This is a genomic window from Luteibacter yeojuensis (genome assembly GCF_011742875.1).
Taxonomy (GTDB): domain Bacteria; phylum Pseudomonadota; class Gammaproteobacteria; order Xanthomonadales; family Rhodanobacteraceae; genus Luteibacter; species Luteibacter yeojuensis.
In genome coordinates this window covers 1581626-1604323 of sequence record NZ_JAAQTL010000001.1, presented here as the reverse complement: position 1 = coordinate 1604323, position 22698 = coordinate 1581626, and the positions used below count along the sequence as shown (strand labels likewise).

Annotated in this window: 24 protein-coding genes and 1 pseudogene; 11 read left to right on the top strand and 14 right to left on the bottom strand. The window is 67.4% G+C overall.

Annotation, left to right across the window (positions count from 1 at the left end):
* Positions 1-97: 97 nt before the first annotated feature.
* The 3 genes and pseudogenes from HBF32_RS19265 to HBF32_RS07265 form a co-directional block, all read right to left on the bottom strand.
* Positions 98-583: pseudogene (locus HBF32_RS19265) on the bottom strand (GNAT family N-acetyltransferase); the annotation flags it as partial.
* A gap of 180 nt (positions 584-763) precedes the next feature.
* Positions 764-1663 (bottom strand): hydroxymethylglutaryl-CoA lyase, encoded by a 900-nt coding sequence (locus HBF32_RS07270; protein ID WP_166699015.1) that lies wholly within the window; start codon positions 1661-1663, stop codon positions 764-766.
* A gap of 11 nt (positions 1664-1674) precedes the next feature.
* Positions 1675-3672, bottom strand: a complete 1998-nt coding sequence (locus tag HBF32_RS07265) for an acetyl/propionyl/methylcrotonyl-CoA carboxylase subunit alpha (RefSeq protein ID WP_166699014.1) — start codon at positions 3670-3672, stop codon at positions 1675-1677.
* A gap of 190 nt (positions 3673-3862) precedes the next feature.
* Between HBF32_RS07265 and HBF32_RS07260 the strand changes: the two genes are divergently transcribed.
* Positions 3863-4345 carry an FKBP-type peptidyl-prolyl cis-trans isomerase gene (locus HBF32_RS07260; protein ID WP_166699013.1) on the top strand — a complete coding sequence of 161 codons (483 nt, stop codon included), beginning with the start codon at positions 3863-3865 and terminating at the stop codon, positions 4343-4345.
* Between the two features lie 94 nt (positions 4346-4439).
* On the opposite strand, the gene HBF32_RS07255 is transcribed toward HBF32_RS07260, so the two are convergent.
* Together HBF32_RS07255 and HBF32_RS19120 are read right to left on the bottom strand one after the other, a co-directional pair.
* Complete coding sequence (locus HBF32_RS07255) at positions 4440-5507, bottom strand: phospholipase A (protein WP_166699012.1); 1068 nt, start codon at positions 5505-5507, stop codon at positions 4440-4442.
* A gap of 153 nt (positions 5508-5660) precedes the next feature.
* The gene (locus HBF32_RS19120) at positions 5661-6230 is read right to left on the bottom strand and encodes an EF-hand domain-containing protein (protein ID WP_193570337.1); all 570 of its coding nucleotides are present in this window, start codon (positions 6228-6230) and stop codon (positions 5661-5663) included.
* 90 nt (positions 6231-6320) lie between these two features.
* Between HBF32_RS19120 and HBF32_RS07240 the strand changes: the two genes are divergently transcribed.
* Positions 6321-7589: a winged helix-turn-helix domain-containing protein gene (locus tag HBF32_RS07240; protein ID WP_338039744.1), complete on the top strand. Its 1269-nt coding sequence runs from the start codon at positions 6321-6323 to the stop codon at positions 7587-7589.
* On the opposite strand, the gene HBF32_RS07235 is transcribed toward HBF32_RS07240, so the two are convergent.
* Entirely contained in the window at positions 7590-8054 is a 465-nt protein-coding gene (locus HBF32_RS07235; protein WP_240147799.1) for a hypothetical protein, read from the bottom strand.
* A gap of 305 nt (positions 8055-8359) precedes the next feature.
* On the opposite strand from HBF32_RS07235, the gene HBF32_RS07230 reads away from it, so the two are divergent.
* From HBF32_RS07230 to HBF32_RS07215, 4 genes are all read left to right on the top strand, one after another.
* Positions 8360-8569 carry a cold-shock protein gene (locus HBF32_RS07230; RefSeq protein ID WP_036111834.1) on the top strand — a complete coding sequence of 70 codons (210 nt, stop codon included), beginning with the start codon at positions 8360-8362 and terminating at the stop codon, positions 8567-8569.
* 380 nt (positions 8570-8949) lie between these two features.
* On the top strand, positions 8950-9153 hold the full coding sequence (gene cspE, locus HBF32_RS07225) for a transcription antiterminator/RNA stability regulator CspE (protein ID WP_089973954.1): 204 nt from the start codon (positions 8950-8952) through the stop codon (positions 9151-9153).
* 157 nt (positions 9154-9310) lie between these two features.
* Complete coding sequence (locus HBF32_RS07220; RefSeq protein ID WP_166699011.1) at positions 9311-10180, top strand: pirin family protein; 870 nt, start codon at positions 9311-9313, stop codon at positions 10178-10180.
* 13 nt (positions 10181-10193) lie between these two features.
* Positions 10194-10499 (top strand): Mpo1-like protein, encoded by a 306-nt coding sequence (locus tag HBF32_RS07215; protein ID WP_166699010.1) that lies wholly within the window; start codon positions 10194-10196, stop codon positions 10497-10499.
* 18 nt (positions 10500-10517) lie between these two features.
* On the opposite strand, the gene cqsA is transcribed toward HBF32_RS07215, so the two are convergent.
* The 4 genes from cqsA to HBF32_RS07195 all read right to left on the bottom strand — a co-directional run bounded on the left by cqsA (position 10518) and on the right by HBF32_RS07195 (position 14861).
* Positions 10518-11783: an alpha-hydroxyketone-type quorum-sensing autoinducer synthase gene (cqsA, locus tag HBF32_RS07210; RefSeq protein ID WP_166699009.1), complete on the bottom strand. Its 1266-nt coding sequence runs from the start codon at positions 11781-11783 to the stop codon at positions 10518-10520.
* Between the two features lie 275 nt (positions 11784-12058).
* On the bottom strand, positions 12059-13096 hold the full coding sequence (locus HBF32_RS07205) for a response regulator (RefSeq protein WP_166699008.1): 1038 nt from the start codon (positions 13094-13096) through the stop codon (positions 12059-12061).
* Positions 13096-14475 carry a sensor histidine kinase gene (locus HBF32_RS07200; protein ID WP_166699007.1) on the bottom strand — a complete coding sequence of 460 codons (1380 nt, stop codon included), beginning with the start codon at positions 14473-14475 and terminating at the stop codon, positions 13096-13098. Before HBF32_RS07200 ends, HBF32_RS07205 begins: the two co-directional genes overlap by 1 nt.
* Complete coding sequence (locus tag HBF32_RS07195; RefSeq protein WP_166699006.1) at positions 14472-14861, bottom strand: cytochrome c; 390 nt, start codon at positions 14859-14861, stop codon at positions 14472-14474. Before HBF32_RS07195 ends, HBF32_RS07200 begins: the two co-directional genes overlap by 4 nt.
* Positions 14862-14926: 65 nt before the next feature.
* On the opposite strand from HBF32_RS07195, the gene HBF32_RS07190 reads away from it, so the two are divergent.
* The gene (locus HBF32_RS07190) at positions 14927-15745 is read left to right on the top strand and encodes a tRNA threonylcarbamoyladenosine dehydratase (protein WP_166699005.1); all 819 of its coding nucleotides are present in this window, start codon (positions 14927-14929) and stop codon (positions 15743-15745) included.
* A gap of 3 nt (positions 15746-15748) precedes the next feature.
* On the opposite strand, the gene HBF32_RS07185 is transcribed toward HBF32_RS07190, so the two are convergent.
* Positions 15749-16813, bottom strand: coding sequence for an aminotransferase class I/II-fold pyridoxal phosphate-dependent enzyme (locus HBF32_RS07185; RefSeq protein ID WP_166699004.1), 1065 nt, complete (start codon positions 16811-16813; stop codon positions 15749-15751).
* A 28-nt stretch (positions 16814-16841) separates the two neighbouring features.
* Between HBF32_RS07185 and HBF32_RS07180 the strand changes: the two genes are divergently transcribed.
* Positions 16842-17096 carry a GIY-YIG nuclease family protein gene (locus HBF32_RS07180; RefSeq protein ID WP_166699003.1) on the top strand — a complete coding sequence of 85 codons (255 nt, stop codon included), beginning with the start codon at positions 16842-16844 and terminating at the stop codon, positions 17094-17096.
* Here the strand turns inward: HBF32_RS07180 and HBF32_RS07175 are convergent.
* Complete coding sequence (locus HBF32_RS07175; protein WP_166699002.1) at positions 17081-17482, bottom strand: DUF3224 domain-containing protein; 402 nt, start codon at positions 17480-17482, stop codon at positions 17081-17083. The genes HBF32_RS07180 and HBF32_RS07175 overlap by 16 nt on opposite strands.
* A gap of 40 nt (positions 17483-17522) precedes the next feature.
* Here HBF32_RS07175 and HBF32_RS07170 point away from each other — a divergent pair, with 40 nt between their 5' ends.
* The 3 genes from HBF32_RS07170 (at position 17523) to HBF32_RS07160 (ending at position 21636) form a co-directional block, all read left to right on the top strand.
* On the top strand, positions 17523-18383 hold the full coding sequence (locus HBF32_RS07170; RefSeq protein WP_166699001.1) for a 2OG-Fe(II) oxygenase: 861 nt from the start codon (positions 17523-17525) through the stop codon (positions 18381-18383).
* Between the two features lie 113 nt (positions 18384-18496).
* Entirely contained in the window at positions 18497-20728 is a 2232-nt protein-coding gene (locus HBF32_RS07165; protein WP_240147798.1) for a M1 family metallopeptidase, read from the top strand.
* Positions 20725-21636: a hypothetical protein gene (locus HBF32_RS07160; RefSeq protein ID WP_166699000.1), complete on the top strand. Its 912-nt coding sequence runs from the start codon at positions 20725-20727 to the stop codon at positions 21634-21636. The genes HBF32_RS07165 and HBF32_RS07160 overlap by 4 nt, the downstream gene beginning before the upstream one ends.
* A gap of 33 nt (positions 21637-21669) precedes the next feature.
* Here HBF32_RS07160 and HBF32_RS07155 read toward each other — a convergent pair whose 3' ends face one another.
* Entirely contained in the window at positions 21670-22206 is a 537-nt protein-coding gene (locus HBF32_RS07155) for a GNAT family N-acetyltransferase (RefSeq protein ID WP_166700459.1), read from the bottom strand.
* Positions 22207-22227: 21 nt separating this feature from the next.
* On the bottom strand, positions 22228-22689 hold the full coding sequence (locus HBF32_RS07150) for an SET domain-containing protein-lysine N-methyltransferase (RefSeq protein WP_166698999.1): 462 nt from the start codon (positions 22687-22689) through the stop codon (positions 22228-22230).
* Positions 22690-22698: the final 9 nt, after the last annotated feature.

Genomic DNA, 22698 nt, shown 5'->3' with positions numbered 1-22698 from the left:
GCTGTTCGATCAGCGGCAGGATATCCGGCCGGCCGGGATCGTCGATGGCGAACACCAGCGAGGGCGGCGAGGGCGGCACGATGAGGTCGCCGTCGTTGAGGTGGCGCAGGAAAAAGCGATCGCAGCTGAAATGCCCGGTGCCGCCCATCGGCGCGTCGATGCGGGTGAAGCCATGGCGCAGGTAGAGCGTCTGCGCCGCATCCATGCCGGTGAGGGTTTCCAGGTAGCAGCGCGAGAATCCCGCACGCCGCGCGGCGTCGAGGCAGCGGCGCAGCAACTGCGACGCCGCGCCCGTGCCGCGCGCCTCGGGCAGGAAATACATCTTGCGCAGTTCGCAGGTTTCTTCGTCGCCGCCTTCCAGCGGCGCCATGCCGCCGCCACCGACCGCGCGCCCGTTCATCTCGACGACGAAATACGCCGTGCGCGGCCGCGAATAAGCGGTCGACATCGTGTCGACCTCGACGTCGTGGATCGCGAAGCCGGGGCCGTCGGCACCGAACTCGGGCATGACGGTGCGGATGACCGCGGCGATGTCGGCATCGTCGCGCGATTCGATGGGGCGGATGAGGTAGTCGGCAGGCATGGCGCTGATGCTGCCATGGACAAGAGTCCGCGTCATGCTTTGTGTAGGAGCCGCTACGGCGGTAGGGGGCTAGCCGTAACTGTGGGAGCCGCTACAGCGGCGAGAAGCCAACGGAGTGATGAAGCGGCGAGGTAAGTTCCACCCGCCGCCATGGCGGCTCCTGCAGGCGAAGGGCGGGACTCAGGCGGCGGTGCGCGCCTGGGTGACGCGGCTGGCGGTCGCCTTGCCGAGCTGTCCGGCCAGCCACGCGCCCGTTTCCACCAGGCGGTCGAGGTCCACGCCGGTGGTCATGCCCATGCCGTGGAGCATGTACACGACGTCCTCGCTCGCGACGTTCCCCGTCGCGCCCTTCGCATAGGGGCAGCCGCCGGTGCCGGAGACGGCGCTGTCCACCACGCGCACCCCTTCCTCGAGGCAGGCGAGGATGTTGGCGAGGGCCTGCCCGTAGGTGTCGTGGAAATGGACGGCCAGGGCATCCATCGGTACCTCGGCCGCGACCGCGCGCAGCATGGCGCGGGCCTTCGCCGGCGTACCGACGCCGATCGTGTCGCCCAGCGACACCTCGCGACAGCCGAGTTCGTGCAGGCGGCGCGCCACGCGCACCACGTCCGCGACCGGTACGTCGCCCTGGTACGGGCAGCCGAGCACCGTCGAGACGTAGCCGCGCACGGCCACCCCATCGGCGCGGGCGCGCTCGAGCACGGGGACGAAGCGATCGATCGACTCGTCGATCGAGGCATTGACGTTCTTACGGTTGAACGCTTCCGAGGCGGCGGTGAAGACGGCCACGTCGGTGGCGCCCACTTCCCGCGCGCGCTCGTAGCCCTGCAGGTTGGGCACGAGAACGGGATACGCGACGCCGGGCGCCTTGCGGATGGCACGGAAGACCTCGGCGGCATCGGCCAGTTGCGGCACCCACCGGGGGCTGACGAAGCTGGTGGCCTCGATGGTGGATAGGCCCGTGTCGGACAGGCGGTCGATGAGCTCGATCTTCACCGCGGCGGGCAGCATGGCCTTTTCGTTCTGCAGGCCGTCGCGGGGGCCGACTTCGACGATGCGGACGTGGTTGGAAGCGTTCATGCGGACTCCGGTCAGGCCATGTCGGCGAAGCGGACGAGGACGGTGTCGGCGTCCACGAAGTCGCCTTGCGCAGCCGATACGGATTCGATGGTGCCGGCGCGCGGCGCCTTCAAGGCGAGCTCCATCTTCATCGCTTCCATCACCAGCAGTTCCTGGCCTTCCTCGACGACGTCGCCCGCCGCGGCGCGGACGAGCACGATGCGGCCCGGCATCGGCGCGACCAACTGCTTCGCGCCGGAGGATTCCTCGCCTTCCCACGCGAAAGCGGGGGCGCGCTCGAACGTCCAGCGGCGGCCCTGCGCGTCGTGCAGGCGGACGCGGCCGTCGTGGAGCGACAGCGGCACGCGCCGGGCGTGTTCGTCGAAACGGGCGGAGAGGACGCCGCCATCGCATCGCGCACCCGCGACGGTGCATGCGCTGCCGGTACCGAGATGCAGCACGTAGTCGCCGTCATGGCCATGCGCATCGATCTCGTGGCGGCGGCCGCCTTCCAGCAGCGCCACGACGCGCTTGCCGGGATGGCCGAGGCGCCATGCGTCCGAGTTGCCCCAGGGGGAATGCGGATCGCCGGCACCGTTGCGCGGCGAGGCTTCGTCGGCGAGGAGCATGGCCGTCGCGGCGGCGAAGCGGTCGAGGTCGGCGGCCTCGGCGGCGCCCACCAGGAACTCGTCGAGGTGGCGATCGAGGTAGCCGGTGTCGATGCGGCCTTCGACCACGATGGGATGACGCACCAGCCGTTCGAGGAAGGCCACGTTGGATTTCGGTCCGACGATGTCCGTCTGCGCAAGCGCCTCGCGCAGGCGTTCGAGGGCTTGCGTGCGGTCGCGGTCGTACACGATGAGCTTCGCGATCATCGGATCGTAGAAGATCGTGACGGTGTCGCCGGCGACGACGCCACCGTCCAGCCGCACGTGTTTCGACGGCGCCGGCAGGGTGAGCGAGACGAGACGACCCGATCCCGGCAGGAAGTTGGCTTCGGGATCTTCCGCGTACAGCCGTACCTCGATCGCGTGGCCCTGGGCGCGGACGTCGCCCTGCGTCATCGGCAGCGGCTCGCCCGAGGCCACGCGCAGCTGCCACTCGACGAGGTCGAGCCCGAGCGTCTCCTCGGTGACGGGATGCTCCACCTGCAGGCGGGTGTTCATTTCCATGAAGAAGAATTCGCCGTCCTGGCCCACGATGAACTCGACCGTGCCCGCGCCGACGTAATCCACGGCCCGCGCCGCGGCGACCGCGGCGGCACCCATGCGCGCGCGGCGGGTCTCGTCGAGGAAGGGCGACGGCGTTTCCTCCAGTACCTTCTGGTAACGGCGCTGGGCCGAGCACTCGCGCTCGTTGAGGTGGATGACGTTGCCGTGCGTGTCGCCGAACACCTGGAATTCGATGTGCCGCGGATGCTCGACGTAGCGCTCGAGGATCACGCGCGTGTCGCCGAAGGCGTTCGCCGCCTCGCGCTGTGCCGAAGCCAGCGCGTCGGCGAAGCCGGCCGCGTCGCGCACGATGCGCATGCCCTTGCCCCCACCACCCGCCGCCGCCTTGATCATGAGCGGGAAACCGGTGCGGGCGGCCTCGGCGGCGAGGTGCGCGGGATCCTGGTCCTCGCCGTGATAGCCGGGAACGAGGGGCACGACGTGGCGTTCCATCAGGGCTTTCGCCGCCGCTTTCGAGCCCATGGCGTCGATGCTTTCGGGGCGCGGCCCGATGAAGACGATGCCGGCTTCGGCGCAGGCCCGCGCGAAATCGGTGTTCTCGGAGAGGAAACCGTACCCGGGGTGGATCGCCTGCGCACCGCTGCGCTTCGCCACCTCGATGATCGCGTCGCCGCGCAGGTAGGACTCCGCCGGACGCGGACCGCCGATAGGCCAGGCTTCGTCGGCCAGGCGCACGTGCTGCGCTCCCGCGTCGGCGGTGGAATACACGGCCACGGTGCGAATGCCCAGGCGGCGGCAGGTCCGGATCACGCGGCAGGCGATCTCGCCACGGTTGGCGATCAGAATGCAGTCGAACATGCGGCTCCCGGCACGGTAACGGAGGGAAAGGGGAAAAGCGGGAAAACTAGCAGATCGTAGCCCTCCGGCGGGTTGCAACGCAGCATCGCGAACGCCCCGTGATTTGCAGTACGGGAGCGGGTCGCCTAGCCTTGGAGGCCCGGAAGGGCGTTTCCTGTCTTTCCCGATCCCCCTCCAAAGCGAGAATTCCATGCAGATCGCCAATCGTCACGCCGTTTCCTTCCACTACACGCTGACCGACGACCAGGGCAACGTCATCGACAGTTCGGAAGGCCGTGAACCGCTGGCCTATATCCATGGCGAAGGCCATATCGTTCCGGGCCTCGAGAAGGCGCTGGAAGGCCGTTCGGCGGGCGACCAGTTCAAGGTCGACGTCGCACCGGAAGAGGGCTACGGTCCGCGCCACCAGGAGCTGATCCAGGTCGTGCCGCGGGCCGCGTTTCAGGGCGTGGAAGACCTCCAGCCGGGCATGCAGTTCCAGGGCCGCAACGACCAGGGCAGCATCAACGTCACCGTGAGCAAGATCGAGGGCGACAATGTCACCGTCGACGGCAACCATCCGCTCGCGGGCCAGACGCTGCATTTCGCCGTCGAGATCACCAACGTGCGCGAAGCTACCGACGAAGAGCTGTCGCATGGCCACGTGCACGGCGAAGGCGGCCATCACCACTGACGCTTGCCTCGCTCAAGTCACTGGGTTCCCGTCTGCGCGGGAACGACCGTGGTGCGTCGCCCCTGCGCAGGCAGGGGCCCAGCGATTTCGCTTCTTAATACCAATCGAGTAACGACACACCCAGGCCAAGATAAGTGGCGCGGTGGTTGTAGTCGATCAGGCTTTCACCGTACCCGTTGAAGATCTCCAGGTAACCGCGCAGGTTGCCGGCCACGGGAAAACTCCACGTGCCGCGCAGCGAGCCGTGCGAACGGTCGCCGGCACGGAACGAATGCCGTGCGGTCAGGCCGAATTCCTGCCTGCCCACCTCGTGCACGATCTGGATCTCGCCGCGCCCCATGTAGTCCTGGATGTCCGGGTTGTCGTCGTCCTTGCGGTTCTCGGGAATGCGCCACCACGGACGCAGCATGATCGTCCAGCCTTCGCGCTCCAGGCCGATATCGGCGATCACGCGGTTCCAGCTGCGCGACAGCGGATCGGCACGGCCGTTGGACTGGTGGTTGACGCCGATGCCGGCGAGGCGCCCCGTCCAGCCGAAGACCTGGTAATGCGTGTTGAACGCGAGCATGACCTCGGGCTCGTAGTTCGTCTCACGGAAGGGCCGCGAATGGTCGCTGTTGTAGACCTGCCAGCGGGAGGATTGCGTGTAACCCACCCACAGGTCGCCGTTGTCGTCGAACAGGTTCTCGGCCACCTTGGTCTTCAGGCTGATCTGGAACTTGGCCTCCACGTCGTCGAGCTGCTGCGGCGTGGTCACCGTATGGTCGGGAGCGGGGCTATGCGGCCGCGTGTTCTGCTTCGAGGCACCGAAGAAGGGCAGTGCGTACGTGGGCTTGTACCCGCGCAGGTTGAACGTGCCCAGCTTCGATTCCGGGGAAAGCTCCCAGCGGCTGTCGAGCAGCGACAGCGGACGCGCGACGTCGCGCGAGTTGCGCGTCGCCAGGTCCACGCTGACCGAATTCGCGTTGGGGTCTTCCTTCTTCGCGGCCTGCGGCAGCCGGTCTCGGCCTACCGCCTTGTCGTAGCAGAGCAGGCGCTGCGAGTCGGTCTCGATCGCCGAGCAGGCGCGGATGTCCAAGGGGCTCGGATTCTGCGCAAGCACGATGCCCGCATGCAGGCACGCGTAGGCGCCGAGGGCGCCGGCGGCGCGGAATGGCTTCATGGTGGGTGACTCCCTGCGGGCCGTCCAAAACGGTAAGCCAGGGAGTGTAGCGGTGCGAATCGTCGGGAAAACGTGCAGCGTTCAGCTTCGCGAAAGGTGGGAAGCCCGCGAACGGGCTTCCCACGGCGTGGGCCGGTCGAGCCGGCGTTCTCGTTATGGGCTGGAAGGCGCGCCCGACTTGGCGACCCATTTCTGGTACTCGCCCTTGGAGATACGTCCGTCGCGGTTGCTGTCCGCGTATTGGAAGTCGTTGGCGAGCAGCGGATACGCGGAGGCCTGGTCGGCGGAAATCGAGCCCTTGCCTCCGGAAAGCGTCGCGAAATCCGGCGCCGGCCCCGCCGGCTTCGCCGGTGCGGGAGCGCTGTTCACGGTGACCTCGCCTTGCGGCGTGGCCATCGTTGCGCCGGTGGTGCCCATTTCCGCTCCCGGCGCCGGTGGCATGGGTGCTGTCGGGGCGGCGGGAGCGGCCGGCGGCGGAGGCGGCGGAGGCAGTGCTTCGTTCGCGGTCGGCGGCATGCCCGGAGCGGGGGGCTGCGCGGTCGGCGGCATCGTCTGGCCCGGTGCCGGCGGTGGCATCGCCCCCGGCGACGGGGGCGGAGGCGGCGTGGCCTCGCCCGGTGGCGGAGGCGGGACCTGGCCGGTGGGCGGCGGAACCTGGGCGAATGCCGCGCCTGCCAGCAGCAGCGATGCGCCGATCGCGACGGCGCGAACTTGCTTCTTCATGGAGAGGCCTCCTTTCGTTTCGTGGTTGATCGTTGCCGACGCTATCAAGGAGCGATTTAATGGCGGCCCAATTGCGAAAAGGCCTCTACCGTGCCGTCACGCGTATCCGACGCGCCCTCCACGGGCGGCGTGCTTCGTCTTTCGCCACGGTCGGCGCAGCTGATGCACCTCGCCGCGCAAGGATTGCTCAGGCGGGCACCGCGCAAGGCACGCAAGGCCGACGTGGCGAGCGCGATCGCGCGCATGGGCATGCTGCAGATCGACACCATCAACGTCGTCGCGCGCAGCCCGTACATGACGCTGTTCTCGCGCCTGGGCACCTATCGCAACGAGTGGCTGGACGAGTCCCTGGCGGAAGGCCTCGTTGCGGAGTGCTGGGCACACGAGGCCTGCTTCGTGCCCGTCGCACAGTACCGTTACCACCGCGATTACCGCGCGGGCAGGGCCGGTCATTGGGCGCACAAGATGGCCGAACGCACGCACGCGGAAGCCCGCGCGGACATGGACGCCCTGCTCGAACGAATCCGCGAGGAAGGGCCGCTGCGGGCCGCTGATTTCGAGCGCGACACCCCGGGGACGAAAGGATGGTGGGGCTGGAAACCCGAGAAGCGCTGGCTCGAGGCGTGGTTTGCCCTGGGCCGGTTGATGGTGGCACGGCGCGAGCGCTTCCAGCGCGTGTACGACCTCGCCGAACGGGTGACGGGACGATGGCCCGAACCGCCGCCTCCCGGCGCGTTGGACGAAGCCGCGGTCCGCCGGTATTTCATCGTGGAAAGCGTGCGCGCGCTCGGCATCGCAAAGGCACGCTGGATCGCCGACTACTTCCGGCTCCGACCGCGGGTGACCGACGAGGAGCTCGAGCCGCTGGTCGCCGAAGGCCGCCTCGTCGAGGTGTCGGTGGACGGCTGGGACGCACCGGCCTATGCGCACCGCGACCATGCGGCGCTGCTCGCGGAGGCCGCGAGGAACGGACTGCGCGCCACCCGAACCACGTTGCTCTCGCCCTTCGACCCGGTGGTGTGGGACCGCGCGCGGGCGCTGGACCTCTTCGGCTTCGAATACACCATCGAGTGCTATACGCCGGCGGCGAAGCGGAAGTACGGCTACTACGCCTTGCCCATCCTGCATCGCGGCCGGCTGGTAGGCCGTCTGGATGCGAAGGCGCATCGACAGGCCGAGCTGTTCCAGGTGCTGGGGATCTGGCTGGAAGAGGGGGTGGCCGTCACGCCGGCCCTCGTCGAGGGGATCGCCGGCGCGATCGACGAGTGCGCGGCATGGCACGGCACGCCGCGCGTTGCCATCGAGCGGAGCCAGCCGCGCGAGCTGGCCCGGCTGGTGGGAAAGGCGGTGACCGCCTGATCAGCGCGTGGAAGCGGGGGCCGGGACGTCCGCGCAGGATTTCCCGTGAAGGGCTTCCTTCAGCTGGTTCGCCAGCGACGTGCAACGCGCGTCCAACTGGCCGCGCATGTCCGGATCCTGCGACTGGCGGAGGAGGCTGGTGCGCATCAGCTCGTAGCGGTTTTCGATCTGGTCGCGGGCATAGACCCCGGCGGCCAGGTGGCAACTCTTATAGCTCGCGAGGTATTCGTCGCATGCCGCGATGCCGGTGTTCTCGGGCAGGGCGGCCTCTTTCTTGCTGCCCGACCGGGGAGCGGGGGTCGTGGTGCTCGTCGAGGACCTATTCGCCGGCGCGCTGGTTGTCGTCGTTGTCGTCGTCGCGGTGCGGCCAGTGGCGGTATCGGGGCGGGTCTTGTGATCCGAGCAGGCGGCGAGCGCAAGCGCGCCGGCGAGGATGGGAATGAGGCGGGTCATGGAACGGTTCATGGGTGCGGGTCCCCCTTGGCGAGCGTGAACGGATGGTAGCCAAAGTCGCAGCATCGATGCGACGCGGCGCAAGCATGGGCCAGGAAGGAGTGAAAGCGATGTCAGCGTGCCCCATCGCTATTTCCCACCGGTACAGGTATAGTCCGCGCACTGTGTTTGCCGGGGTCATAGAGTTACGTTGACCCGATGCCGCTGATCACGGATCCGCCACATCGCTTCGCTCCTCGCGTTTCCTTGCACACCAGTAATGCAGCGACTTGTTTCAAGTCGCTGGTTTCATTCGTAAATCGTATTGGAGTGTTTCTATGTCGGATCGTGAGATCGGCACCGTAAAGTGGTTCAACGATGCCAAGGGCTTCGGCTTCATTTCCCGTGAGAACGGCCCGGATGTGTTCGTTCACTTCCGCGCCATCCAGGGCAACGGCTTCAAGTCCCTCGCCGAAGGCGAGAAGGTCTCCTTCAAGGTCGTGAACGGCCAGAAGGGTCTGCAGGCTGAGGAAGTCCAGAAGGCCTGATCGGCCCTCCGGACCAGCTTTGCAAAAAGAAGCCGGGCGGCGACGCCCGGCTTTTTTTGTCCTCGTTAGTTACGTTCGCACTGACGTAAATGGGCGACTCCTATTTTCGCGGGGCATTATCGGCAAGAAAAATCACCCCATCGCGCTTTCTTCACGTATTTCGGCGTGATCGGCGTCAAAAAACCGTCTTATGTAGGCGTTCCCCTACAGAAGTTTGGGAAAATGTGGTTATGATCCTCGCTACTGTGTCTGCGCGGTCACGAGAGTGACCCGATGTAAGCGAGCAGTTGTTGCGCTCCATCGCCTCACCCGGTCCAGCATGCCCAGTAAGTCGCCGGCTCGCGAGCCGGGTTTTCGTGTGTTGGATAGAGGTGTGTGTGATGGCAACAGGTACCGTGAAGTGGTTCAACGACGCCAAGGGCTTTGGCTTCATTACTCAGGATGAGGGCGGCCCCGACGTATTCGTGCATTTCCGCTCGATACAGGGCAATGGCTTCAAGTCGTTGCAGGAAGGTCAGAAGGTGGAATACACCGTGACCCAGGGCCAGAAGGGCCCGCAGGCGGATAACGTCGTTCCGAAGTAATGCTTGGGGAGGGCCGGCTCGCGCCGTCCCGTTCTTGCCTGACTTCCGCTCCTTCGGCGCTTCGCGCGCCGGGGGAGTTTTGCTTGCGCGAGGCATATTCGTGCCATCGGGCCGCATGAGCGTTTGCTACGCTTAGTGCATCGTACGGAGCCCGGTCATGACCCTTATTCCCATAGACGGCAAGCAGCGCGACCTCGGCGGCGGATTCGTCGTCCGGCGCATGCTGCCGCACCTGAAGGCCCGCCATGTCGGCCCCTTCGTCTTCTTCGACCAGATGGGCCCGGCGGCCTTCGACGACGATGCCGGGCTCGACGTGCGCCCGCATCCGCATATCGGCCTCGCCACCGTCACCTGGCTGTTCGACGGGGTGATCCGCCATCGCGACAGCCTCGGCAGCGCCGTGGACATCCATCCGGGCGACGTGAACTGGATGACCGCGGGTCGGGGCATCGTGCATTCCGAGCGAACGCCGCCCGACGCGCGTCATCACCATGCGAGCCTGCATGGCATCCAGGTATGGGTCGCCCTGCCGAAGTCGCACGAGGCCGTGGAGCCGGAGTTCCATCACCATGCCGCCGCCGAGCTGCCCCGGGTGGAGCGGGACGGCGCCCGGATGGTGGTGATCGCCGGGCAGGCGTTCGGCGCGACTTCGCCCGTGCGCGTGTTCTCGCCCATGTTCTTCGTCGAGGCCCGCCTGGAGGCCGGCGCGCGCCTCGCCATGCCGGAGGAACATGCGGAGTGGGGCGCCTACGTCGTGCAGGGCGCCGCTCGCCTCGACGGCCTGGACCTCGGCGCGCTCGACATGGCGGTGGCGCACGACGGACCGCCGCCGGTGCTCGAGGCACTGGAGCCTTCGCTGGTGATGCTGTTCGGCGGCGCCCCGCTCGATGGCGAGCGCCATCTGTGGTGGAATTTCGTGGCCAGCTCGCCGGAACTGATCGAAACGGCGAAGGCTGACTGGGCCGCGGGGCGGTTTCCGCTGGTACCCGGCGACGAGTACGAGCGGATCCCGCTGCCCGATCATTGACGGGGAGGGCCGTATGGCAGGCTTCGGCAGTTTTCGCGAGTTCTATCCTTACTACCTGGGCGAGCACGCGGACGTCCGTTGCCGCCGAATGCATTTCGCCGGGAGCTGGGTCGTGCTGTTTGCCCTGGGCATGCTCGTCGCCACGGGAGAACCGTGGTGGCTGCTGCTGGCCCTGGTCGGCGGTTACGGTTTCGCGTGGGTCGGCCATTTCGTCTTCGAGAAGAACCGGCCCGCCACGTTCCGACACCCGGTCTACAGCCTGATGGGCGATTGGGCGATGTTCCGGGACATCCTGCGCGGGCGCGTCTCCTTGCGTTGAGCGCGCCCGCGCCGTTCCTCACGCCACTTCGGCCGATACCGGCTGCCGGCCCGCGTCGCGCTGCGCCCGCCGCGAGGCGCTCCAGGCGTCCAGGTCCATCTCGTCGCGCGCCTGGCGGCACACCTCCAGCAGCCGCTCCACGTCGGTATCGCTCATTCCCGCGTTGAGCGTGAGGCGCAGGAGCGAGCGACTGACCGTCGTCGCCGGCGCGCTGAACACCGAGCCGAACACGCCGTGCCGTTCCATAACGTCGCGCACCCGGCCGGTGAGGATCTCCTGCCCGGCCTCGAAGGCGACGATCTGCTCGGTGCCGTCGCCGATGGGATACCCCATGGCGGCAAGCTCGCCGCGGACGTGGCGGGTGACCGCGCGCAGGCGCTGGCGCCGCCAGCCCTCCGTCTGGATGACCCGATGCGACGCGGAGAGACCGGCCAGTTCGTGCGGCAGCAGCGAGGAACTGAAGATCGCGGGCAACGCCTCGCAGCCGAAATAATCCTTGAAGCGGGTGGTGCATGCGATGAAGCCCGCGCGCGAGCAATAGGCCTTCGCCAGGCTGGCGGTCACGAAGTGCACGCGGTCGTTGAGGCCCAGGGCGGCGACGAGGCCCTCGCCGCGTTGGCCGTGCGTGCCGAGCGAATGGGATTCGTCCACCACCAGCACGCAGCCTTGGGCCTGTGCGATGTCGGCGATCTCCACGAGCGGTGCGAGGCTGCCGTTGGTGCTGTACACGGCGTCGACGACGATGACGCCCGGACCGTTGCGCAGCACCTGCCGCTCCAGGTGGGCCATATCGTTGTGCAGGACCGATACGGCCTTGGCGCCCGCACTGCGGATACCCTCCCAGAGAGAGGCGTGGGCGAGCATGTCGATGTACACCGGCACGCGCTCCCCGGCGATGGACTGGATCAGGCCCACGTTGGCGGCGAAGCCCGACTGGGCGAGGATGCCGTCCTCGCTGCCGACGGCCCGGGCCAGTTCGGCCTCGACGCGATGCAGCGGCTGGCCTTCGTCCTGCTGGAACAGCGCGGACATCATCATGCCGAGCCCGCCTCGCGCCAGGGCCTCCCGCTGGGCCTCCACGATGGCCGCATGGCCGGCGATGGCGAGGTAGTCGTTGCTCTGCAGCATGAGGTCGCCGGCGCCTGGACGCCGTCCCCTCAAAATGTGACGTCCGCCCCAATCGACGGCCACGCGTTCGTTGTGAAATCGGTCGACCCTACGCGTGACGAAGTCCGGGAGTGCCGGTGCCTTGGCGATCGGGTGCAGGATGGAAACGTTTTCCATGGATCATCTCTCTCTCTGGTCAAGGGACGGGCGAATCCGCGCCACCGCCAGTCGTGACGGCGCGCGCGCCGGCCTCGCCCTGGCAGGCGCGTAATCGGGAGGGAGGGCATTGCCGGGAGTCCCGTGGGACCCCCGCCCCTCAAGCCATTAACAGAGAGACGTTGTGCGGACCGTGTCGTCCGAACGAGTTTTTTCCAGGCAACGCGAACCTTGCGCACCGGAGGGTCCGGAACGGGTGGTGCGCTTGCTTGGGAATCGCGAAGCCTTGAGAGCGGTCAGATGAACCGCGACCTGCTGTCGGCGGCCAGACTGAGGTCCTGCTCGCGCAGCCAGGCACGGTAGGACTTGACGTGCTGCAGACGGAAACGCTGCACATCGTCGATGAGGGCGTAGTAATACCACTGCTCGCCGGAGACCGCGGTGGCCGCGTGGAGCTGCGACTCCGGGTCCGCCACGCCCTTGTGGTAGAAGCCGTCGCGCGAATTGAACCAGGGCAGGGCTGTACCCCTGCGCAGCGCCTCCAGCACGGCCGGCGGCGCGCCCAGATCTGCCGCAATTTCATAGTGGGTGCGGAGGTCCTCGTCCGTCTGGACGAGGAGAAAACGCCCGATACCCCAGGCATCCACCAGCAGGAGGCCGGTGGGATTGCAGTGGACGTAGCACTCCACAGGCTGGAAAGTGGCCGTGACCGATTGCAGCACCTCGCGGAAGGCGGGGTCGCGCAGGAAGCGGAAATTGCCCAGGGCCAGGGTCTCGGCCACGAACGCGCTGGCGCGCTCGAAATAGCGGTGCTGGAGCTCGGTGATCGCCGTCTGCAGCTTCTCGATGGCGGCGGGATCGTTCTTGCGGATGAAGCGGTCGATCACGCCCGAGTTGAAGGCGTCGATCGCCGTCGCGTCGTCGGCGCGGCCGGTGAGGAGGATCTTGCCGATATGCGGGTTGGGCAGGCGCTTGCAGAAGGTGATGCCGTCCATCTCCGGCATGGCCTGGTCCACCACGACCACCGAAATCTCGGCGAAGCGCTCGGGGTCGTACACCACCCGGTGGATGGAGTCGATGTCGAGCGCCACCAGCTCCTGCGTCTCGGAGGGGCGGTCCTTCCAGCGGTACAGCCAGCCGCCGCCGGGCACGGGGCGGCTGCCGTTGTTGCCGAGCGTGGCGAGGGCGCTGCGTGGCGAACTGAACGTGCGCACGCGCATCATCGGGTCGAGCAGCAACGGCACGACCTCGAGGTACTCCTCGTGGTCGTCGACGAGCACCGTGGTGGTCGGGAAATGGAAAGGCTGGATATCGCCCTGCGAGCTCAACGTCATCACTGCCGGTCCCCGGTCTCCGGATGCGGGAAGGTGAGGGTGAACTCCGTGAATTCGCCCAGATTGGTACGGCATGCGATGCCACCGCCCATATGCTCCATCGCCGCGCGACAAAAAGCGAGTCCTATTCCCAGGCCGGTCACGGTACCGGCCCCTGCGCTGTCGCTGGCGTAGGAATAGAAGCGGTTGAAGATCCGGGGCACCACGTCCGGGGGAATCCCCGGACCGGTGTCGTGGACGCGGATCCGGTTGGCCTGTTCGCCGGGCTCGACGAACACCTGGATGTCGCCCTTGCCGGCCCGGTCGGTATGGAAGAGGGCGTTGCGCAGCAGGTTGAACAGGATGTGGACCACCAGCGCTTCCTCGCCCAGGAGGGGGAAATCGCCCGTGGGCGACAGGGTGATACGTTCGCGCTCCGCCCGTGAACCGTAGGGAAACCGCCGAAGCGCCTGTTCCACGCACTCGCGCGCGGCCAGCAGCGTCAGGGGCACCTCGCCGATCGGCCGGGCCGAGAGCAGCAGCATGTCGATGATGGTGTTGGCGTAGGTGACCTCGCGCTCCATCACGCCGATGCTGCGCTCCAGCGCGTGCAGGTTCTGCGCCCGCACCTCGGGTACGGCCAGCCCTTCATGCTCGGCCAGCCGGTGGCTGCGGATCAGGTCCGGCATGAAACGGGCCACGGCGCGCGCGGCGATGCGCAGGGAGCCCAGCGGCGTGCGCAGTTCGTGGGCGATGTTGTTCGAGGCGGCGGTGAGCGCGTCGATGCGCGACTGCTCGGCCATGTTCGAGGAGACGGTGCAGGTGGCGCCGCCGACCATGCCGAACAAGAGGAGGGGGATGTATTCGAGCATCGTCCGCGTCTGCAGGTGCGCCTCGGGGGAGAGGGCGAACACCAGCCCGGCCAGCAGGCTGCCGATGCTGAACACCACGAGGAAGCTGGCAATGTCGAACAGCATCATCAGCAGCATCACGCAGGCGAGATGGGTCATCAGCCATGCGGGCGTGGCGTTGCGCAGCGTCATGTAGCCCACGAAGAACGGCATCGCCACCGTCATCGCGAAATACCAGTAGGTCGGCAGGTGGGTGCGCAGGCGGCGTGGCCACCACGGCAGCAACGCCAGCGGAATGAAGGTGGCGCTGCAGACCAGCCGCATCGGCAGATTTTCATACGGCTGGGGAAAGAGATACGCCCAGACCGGGTAGTACACCGCGAGGCAGAAGCTGCCCACGACACCGATCGCCACCATCTTCGGCTGCGAGTACCGCGTGCGCAGGAACATGGTGGTTTCGAAGCGCGCGAACGCCCGCAGAAGCAGCCATAGCTGCATGCGGAAGAATTGACGCGGGCGCGCCGGCTTGTGCGGATCCGCGACGTTCATCGGTACTGGCGATGGCAGGCCTGGCAGGCCTCGCCGACGGGGGCGACCGCCCGGGCAAGCGCCTCGCAGGTGGCGGGCGCCGTCGCCGCCGCACCGTCGAGGGCCTGGTCGAGCCGGCCGGCCGCCTCGTAAAAGGATGCGTCCATGTCGGGAAAGGCTTCGCGCAGATCGCCGGCCGCCTGGCGCATTCGCGAGAAGCGGTTCGCCGTGGCCTTGGCATCGCACTGCCTGGCCCGCACATTGCTGCGCAGAACCCCCATGTGGTGCTGCATCACGGCCATCACGCCCCGGTGGAATGGCGTGCCCTGGCGCAGCGCCGAAAGGGCGAACGTGGCGCCCATCGCGCCCACGACGAGGCCAAGAATGACGAGAAGCAGCGGGCGCATCGGGGGTCCATCGCAGCACGAGGGCGTCAGCATAGCCCACAGCTACAATTTTTCGATATGAGACAATGGACGCCCCTGTTTCCAGCGAGTTTTCCGTGAGCACGGCCCAGGCCGAACGTTTCGCCGGCATCGAACGCCTGTATGGCCGTGGCAGCCTCGACCGGCTGGCGCATGCGCACGTCTGCGTCATCGGCGTGGGCGGCGTGGGCTCCTGGGCCGCCGAGGCCCTGGCCCGCAGCGGCATCGGCCGGCTTACCCTGATCGACGGCGACGATGTCTGCCTGTCCAACACGAACCGCCAGCTGCACGCGCTGGACGGGCAGTACGGCAAGCCGAAGGTCGGCGTCATGGCGGAGCGCATGCACGCCGTGAGCCCGACGATCCGGCTCGAGGCCATCGAGCGTTTCCTCACGCCGTCCACCCTCGACGATCTGCTGGATCGCCATTACGACGTCGTGATCGACGCCTGCGATGCGCTGAAGGTAAAGCTGGAGACGATCGTCTGGTGCCGCCGACGCAAGCTGCCCCTGGTCACCGTGGGCGCCGCGGGCGGCCGCACGGATCCCACCCAGGTCCGCGTGCGCGACCTTTCGCGCACGGAGCACGACGCGATGCTCAGCATGATCCGCAAGAAGCTCCGCCAGGAACATGGCTTCCCGCGCAATCCAGACCGCTTCTTCGGCGTCTCCGCGGTGTATTCGTTGCAGAACGTGCAGTATCCGCAGGCGGACGGCAGCGTCTGCGGCGTGCGTCCGCCGGGTGCCGATGCGCTCAAGCTCGACTGCGGCGGTGGCCTGGGCGCGGCGACGCACGTCACCGGTGCGTTCGCTTTCGCGGCGGTCGGCAAGGCGCTGGAGAAGCTGACGGCCGCGAAGAAGGACTGAGCCTCAGCGCTCCTCCGCCACGATGCGGAGCCCGTCCTCGAGCCGTTCGAGGCTTTCCTCGGCACCGAGGGCAAGGCGGATGCCGCCGGCATCGGCCCCCGCGCCGACGAACCCCGCGCCGGCGGCGACGCGAACGCCGCGCGCGAGGAGGCGCCGTTCCAGCGCCGCCGATTGGGTGCAGGGCAACCAGGCATGCAGGCTCGCGGCCGAGGTGACGAGTCCCGGGCCGACGATGCGCCGCGCCATCCCGGCACGCTGCGCCATGGCCGCCGCGAGTTGCCCCAACCGCGCCTGGGCCGTGCCGTCCTCCATCCAGCGCGCGACCACGGACGGCAAGAGCGTCGGCAATCCGTCCTGCTCCCGCTGGATGACGGCGCTGCTGCGTTCCTGCGCGCCTGCCTCCGGATGCAGCAGCCAGCCGATCCGCAATCCCGGACCGAGGATCTTGCCGATGCCACCCGCATTCAGGGTGCGGCCCTGCGCGAGGACGGCGAAGGGTGGCACCGCGTCGCGACCGTGCCAGGCCAGCGGCGCATAGACGTCGCCCTCGATGATCGTCAGTTCGCGCATGCCGGCCACGGCGGCGATTTCCATGCGGCGGGAGAACGGCATGGTGATCGTGGAGGGATTGTGCAGCGTGGGCTGGACGTAGACCGCGGCGGCACCGCTGCGTTCCTGCGCTTCCAATAATGCGTCGGGGCGCATGCCTTGCTCGTCCATGGCAACGTCGACGCAACGGATGCCCATGCCGTCGGCCAGTGCGCGGAAACCCTGGTAGGTCCGTTCTTCCACCAGCACCGCCGCCGGCGGACCGGCCTGTCGAAGCGCCAGGCCGAGCGCGTGGCGCGCGCCGTTCGTCAGCACCATGAGGGCAGGGTCCAGGGGGCCGTAGCCGCACGCTTGCTCCAGCCACCGGGCGATCGATCGCCTGACGGCGAGGGAGCCCGCCGGATCCGGGTAGCCCAGATCGTCGGCCTTCACCGTCATCGCGCCGAGCGCCGCGCCGAGCATCGCCGCGGTTTCCGCGCGCAGCGGCAAGTTCACCGCGAGGTTGTAAGTCGTATTCATCGGCACATCATCGGTTAGGCTTTGCGCCATGTGGTGCGTCTATCTCATCGAATGCCGGAATGGCGCCTGGTACGCCGGCATCACCAACGACCTCGAGGCACGCTATGCCGCGCATGTGGCGGGGAAGGGCGCCCGCTATACGCGAGCGAATCCACCCGTGCGCCTGCTCGGTTCGCGCGCCTTCGCCGATCGCTCCGCGGCGTCGAAGGCGGAGCATGCGGTGAAGCGCCTGCCGAAGTCGAAGAAGCTCGCGTGGCTGGCCGGGGATCAGGGCAGCGTGTAGCTCAGTTCGTAGCTGTGCGCGCCGCCTTCGGCGATCGCGATCGTCATGCTGCCCGAGATACCTGTCAGTTCGCCCGCCCCCGAGTCCGGGACGATCGTTATGACCAGATCGCGCCCGGCGCCCGACATGACGCCGCGATGGACGAGGGAAAAACTGCCGTGTTTCCCGCCGAGAACGCCATCGACCCGCTCGACCGCCACATAGGCGGCGGAACCGGGCGTGCCGGTGCTCGATGCGGTGAGCATCGTGCCCCTCGACGTGCCTTCCAGGTCGCCGTGGAAGACCTTGGCGATGGTCAGCGCACCGAGGGAGGAACCGTCGCCCTCGTCGGGCGCACCGGCAGGGGTGAGGGTGACTTGGAACGGACCTTTGGCATGACTGGACATGGGGTACCCGCGGACGTTGGCGTGGCTTAGGATGGCTGCGATGGAGACTCGCCTGCACACGAAGGTTACCCCCGATTGGCATCGCTGGATCGGCGAAGCCCTCGCCGCCGGCCATCCGCCGGCCGAACTGCTCGCCACCATGAAGGAAAACCGCTTCGACGAGCGTGCCGCCAGGGACGCCATCGCGGATGCGGTATTCGGTTCCGCAGTACCTGTCGCGTCCCCTGCGGCGACGACGGCGGCGGCGTTCACGAGCAGGCTCGCCGAGGGGCACGTCCTGCATGCTGGCGACCGCGATATCCGTGTCCTCGTGCGCGTGTCGCGTCCGACCATCGCCTTGCTGGACAACGTGCTCGATGCGGACGAATGCTTCATGCTCCGCGAGCTGGCGCGGACGCGGCTCGCGCGCTCGCAGGTGGTCAATCCCGGCACCGGTGTCGGCGTGGTGCAGGACATCCGCACGAGCGAAGGCGCGAACTTCGGCCGGGGCGAAACCGAACTCATCGCCCGCATCGACGCGCGCGCCGCTGCCGTCATGGGCATGGACGGGGAACATGGCGAAGGGCTGCAGGCGATGCGTTATGGCGTCGGCGCCGAATACGTGCCGCACTTCGATTTCTTCCCGCCCGACGATCCGGGTAGCGAGCCGCACCTGCGCCATGGCGGCCAGCGCGTTTCCACGCTGATCATGTACCTCGACGATGTGGAGGCCGGCGGCGAAACGATCTTCCCGCGGATCGACTTCAGTTACGTGCCTCGTCGCGGACAGGCCCTGTACTTTGAATACACGGCCCCCGACGGCTCACTGGACCCGCTGTCCCTGCATGGCGGCGCCCCGGTGCTCGCCGGCGAAAAGTGGATCCTCACCAAATGGATGCGCGAGAACGCTTTCGCCGGTTAGCCGGCACCCCATGCTCGCTCCTCCATCGCCCCCGTCGAACCGTGACCTCTGGCCTATATCGGCTACGCCCCCGGCGACGCAATCTCGTTCGCTTCTAGGGGAGGATGGAACCGATGCGCCGAGAGGCAGCCAGAATCGTTCGTTCGACAGTGGCCAGTGTGCTGCTATGTGCCGGCGGCGCATGGGCGCAGGACGCTCCCGCACCGGCAGCATCGGCAGCACCGGCGGTGGCGCCCACCTCGGAGGCCCCGCCCGCCGAGATTCCCTTCGCCTTGCCGCATGCCGGATTTGTCCGCGTGCCAAGTGCCCCGACGGCATGGGGTGGACCGCGTACGGGAAGCGAAGCCACGCTCTCCGATCGCGTGGTGTCTTATCGCATCCAGGCGCGGCTCGATCCGGTGAAGCACACGGTCGACGGCCAGCAACAACTTACCTGGCGCAATCGCAGCGACCGGCCCGTGTCGGCGGTGTTCCTGCATCTTTACCTCAATGCCTTCGAGGGGGAGGGCAGTACGTTCTTCACCGAGCGGCGCCTCCTGGCCGCGCATGGGGGGTCGCGCGGTATCGCGCCGGTGAAGAAGGGCGAGTGGGGTTACATCGACCTGGGCAACGTCGAACAGGATGGCGCGGCGCTCAAATGGCGTTACGTGCATCCCGATGGCGGTCCCCAGACGGACCACACCGTGGTGCGCGTGGATCTTGCGCAGCCGGTGCCCGCGGGCGGCAGTGTCACGCTCGACATGAACTTCCACAGCCAATTGCCGCGGGTCATCATTCGCACGGGCTACGTCGGCAAGTTCCACATGGTGGGTCAGTGGTTCCCGAAGATCGGCGTGCTCGAGCTGCCTGGCGAGCGCGGTGCCGCCGAACCGCGGTGGAACGTGCACGAGTTCCATTTCAACAGCGAGTTCTACGCCGACTTCGGCGAATACGACGTGCGGGTGACCGCGCCGAAGGATTACCTGGTTGCCGCCGTCGGTGAACAACAGGGCGATCCCACGCCCGAGGGCAATGACCTTACCTGGCACTTCATCCAGGGCGACGTGCACGACTTCGCGTGGATGGCAGCTCCGGGCTACAAGACGCTCGATGGCGAGTACACGGGGCCGGGGAGTCCGCGGGTGAAGGTGCGGGTGGTCTATCCGCCCGAATACGAGGCCAGCGCGAAGCCGGTGCTCAAGGCGTCCATCGACTCGCTTGCCTATTTCTCCGGCACGCTGGGACCGTATCCCTACAAGACGCTGACCGCCGTGGTCCCGCCGTTCAATGCGTCGGAGGCGGGCGGCATGGAGTATCCGACTTTCTTCACGGCCGAAAGCTTCGTCAAAGTGAAGCCGAAGACGCTGGATGAGTACCTGTTGGATTTCGTCACGATCCACGAGTTCGGGCACGGGTATTTCTATGGCCTGCTCGCGTCGAACGAGTTCGAGGAACCGATGCTCGACGAGGGGCTCAACGAGTACTGGGACGATCGCATGCTCCGCGAGCGCGGGCAGAAGGTGTATCTCACGAAGCCGCTCTTGCAGTTCTTCGGCGTGGAACCGCCGCTCGACGCCTTCATGCTCGAGCGCATGACGGGGACGTTGCGACATCCATCCGATCCGCTCGGACAGAACGCGTGGGACCGCCTGTCCAGCGCCGACTACGGCACGGTCTACTCGCGCACCGCCACGGCGATGCACGACCTGGAGGAGCGCCTCGGCAAGGAGGTCACCGAGAAGGCCTTCCGCCAGTACTACGCCACGTGGCATTTCCGTCATCCGGGCATCGGGGACTTGCAGGCCACGCTCGCCGCGGTCTCCGGCAAGCCGGAGGTGGTGGCGCAGGTGTTCGACCAGTACGTCTACGGTACCGAACGCATCGACGACCGCGTGAGCGACATCGTCAGCGAGGAAGTACTGCCGCTCGCGGGTACCCGCGTGAAGGACGGCCATCGCGAGGAACTGAGTTCCGAGGACAACGACGAGGCGATCGAGAAGCAGCGCGATGCCTGGAAGAAGGCGCATCCCGACGCGAAGCCGGGCACCGGACCGTTCCCCTGGAAAACGATCGTGACGGTACGGCGCGACGCGTCGCCCGTGCCGCAGACGCTCAAGGTGACCTTCATGGACGGCTCCGTGGAGACCGTGCGCTGGGACGACGATCGTCGCTGGGCGCGCTTCGCGTTCGTCAAGCCGGTGAAGGCGGCGTCCGCCGAACTGGATCCCGAGCGGAAGATCTACCTCGACTCGAACAAGCTCAACGATAGCCGCACGGTGGAGGCGAACCACGCCGCATCGAATCGATGGGGGGCGGATTTCGCCGCTCTCCTGCAAGGTATCTACGCGCTCCTGGGGACGCTATGAACGGCCAGCAACGACGTTCTTCCTTCGCGGCCATCGGACGCGGCAGCATCGCGGCGCTGCAATGGCGGTTGATGCTGTTGTGGATCTTCGTCACGCTGCTGCCGACGATGGTGATCGCGCTGCCGCTGTGGCGGATGCTCGACGACCTGCTGGGACATGCCGTGCACGCGGACGCCTGGGCCGCGAATTTCGACGGCCTCCTGTTCGGCGACGTGCTCGCGGCCTTGCATGACGACCATGGGTGGACCGGGATGGCCTACGTCGCCGGCATGCTGCTGACCCTTCTCACCGCACCGTTCCTCGCCGGCATGATCGTGGCCGGCGGGCGCGCCCATCGCACACTCGGATTCGCTGGATTGCTCCAGGGCGGCGCCGCCGAATACGGGCGCATGCTGCGGCTGTCGATCCTTGCCCTGATTCCGTATGGATTGTTCGTCGCCGCGGCCTACGGGGCGTCTTCATTCGCCGATGACAAGATCGATGCGGCGCTGCTGGCGTCGACCGCGGACGGCTACCGCCATGGCGCGCTGGCCGTGGCGGTGCTGTTTTTCGTGATCGCGCAGGCGATCGTGGAATCGGCGCGCGCGCAGTTCATCGCGGATATCGGATTGCGGTCCGCTTTCCGCGCACTGGGCCGGGGCGTCATGCTGTTGGTCCGCCGGCCGTTCGCGACGCTGTTCGTCTATCTCGTCATCACCCTGGCCGGAGGCGCGCTGCTCGTGGCCATCGCCTCATGGCGCGGTCACACGGCGAGTGTCGGCGGCGGCCTGCCGCTCGGCATTCTCATCGTGCAGATAGGCGTGGTCGTGGTGGCCTGGATGCGTACCGCGCGCCTGCTGGCGTTGGCGGGACTCGTGGCGGTGGGGACGCATCGCCGTCGTCGCAGCGATTTCGCGCCGGCCCTATGACATCCTTGTTTTCCGCAGTCGAACGAGCCTCGGTCAGCCCGCGCGACGGACGGCCCGGTGCGGCGGGTAGTACGCGAACAGGTGGGTCGCGCCGCCGAGGAAGTCGATGTTGTCGATGTGTTCGCCGCCGAGGCGCTCGGCGACGTGGTCGGAGGCTTCGTTGCCGATGCGCACCAGGCTGATGACGCGCTGCGCGTGCATCTGTTTCCACGCGTAGTCCAGGATCGCCTCGCCCGCCTCGGTGGCATAACCGTGATGGCGGTGCTCGGGCTTGAGCATCCAGCCCAACTCGAGGTCGGGCCAGCCTTCGGGCTTCATCAGGCCCGCGCGGCCGATGAATTCGCCGGTGTCCTTCAGTTCGATGGCCCACATCCCGCATCCACGCAGCGCCCAGTGGCCGAGCAGCATCGCCATCGACCGCCAGGCATTCATGCGATCCAGCGGCTGGCCGTCACCGATCCAACGCGTGCTGTCGGCGTCCGCGAGCATGGCCGCGTAATCGTCGAAGTGGCGTTCGGTAAGGGCGGTGAGCCGCAGGCGCGGCGTTTCCAGGACGGGGATGTCTGCAATTGCCATCGAAGTGACCAGGTGTCAGCCCAGGAGGAGAGCCAGGGCGCGTGTGCTCCGCGCGAGGCTTTCCTGCCAGGACAAGCCGGTTATTTTCTCACCAGTGGCGGCGTCATGGAAGCTCTCGTCCTGGCCGGGAGCGAGAAGGTGCCGGTAATCCACAGTGATTTCAGTGCCTTGGGCGAGGTCCTTCGCGGCGAAGATGAACCCCAGGTGCCAGAGCCCGGTGGGCTCGAAGCTATGGTTCACATAGCACTCGTCCGGCCACTCGGGCGAGACGGTGTAGCGGTCCTCGAACCAGCGGGCGGCGGCGTGGAGGTCGGCGGATAGCGCGGGAGAGGCCAGGATCTCGGCCCAGCTGTGGGTGCGGTCGATCTGGTCGGGCGCCGTCACGATGCGTCCCGCCGTCACGAATTCGTCGACGAACAGGCCCTTGCCGGCGCCGGGGATGGCGGAATCGGCGATGCGGTAACGCGGCAGGATCATTGCTTCATC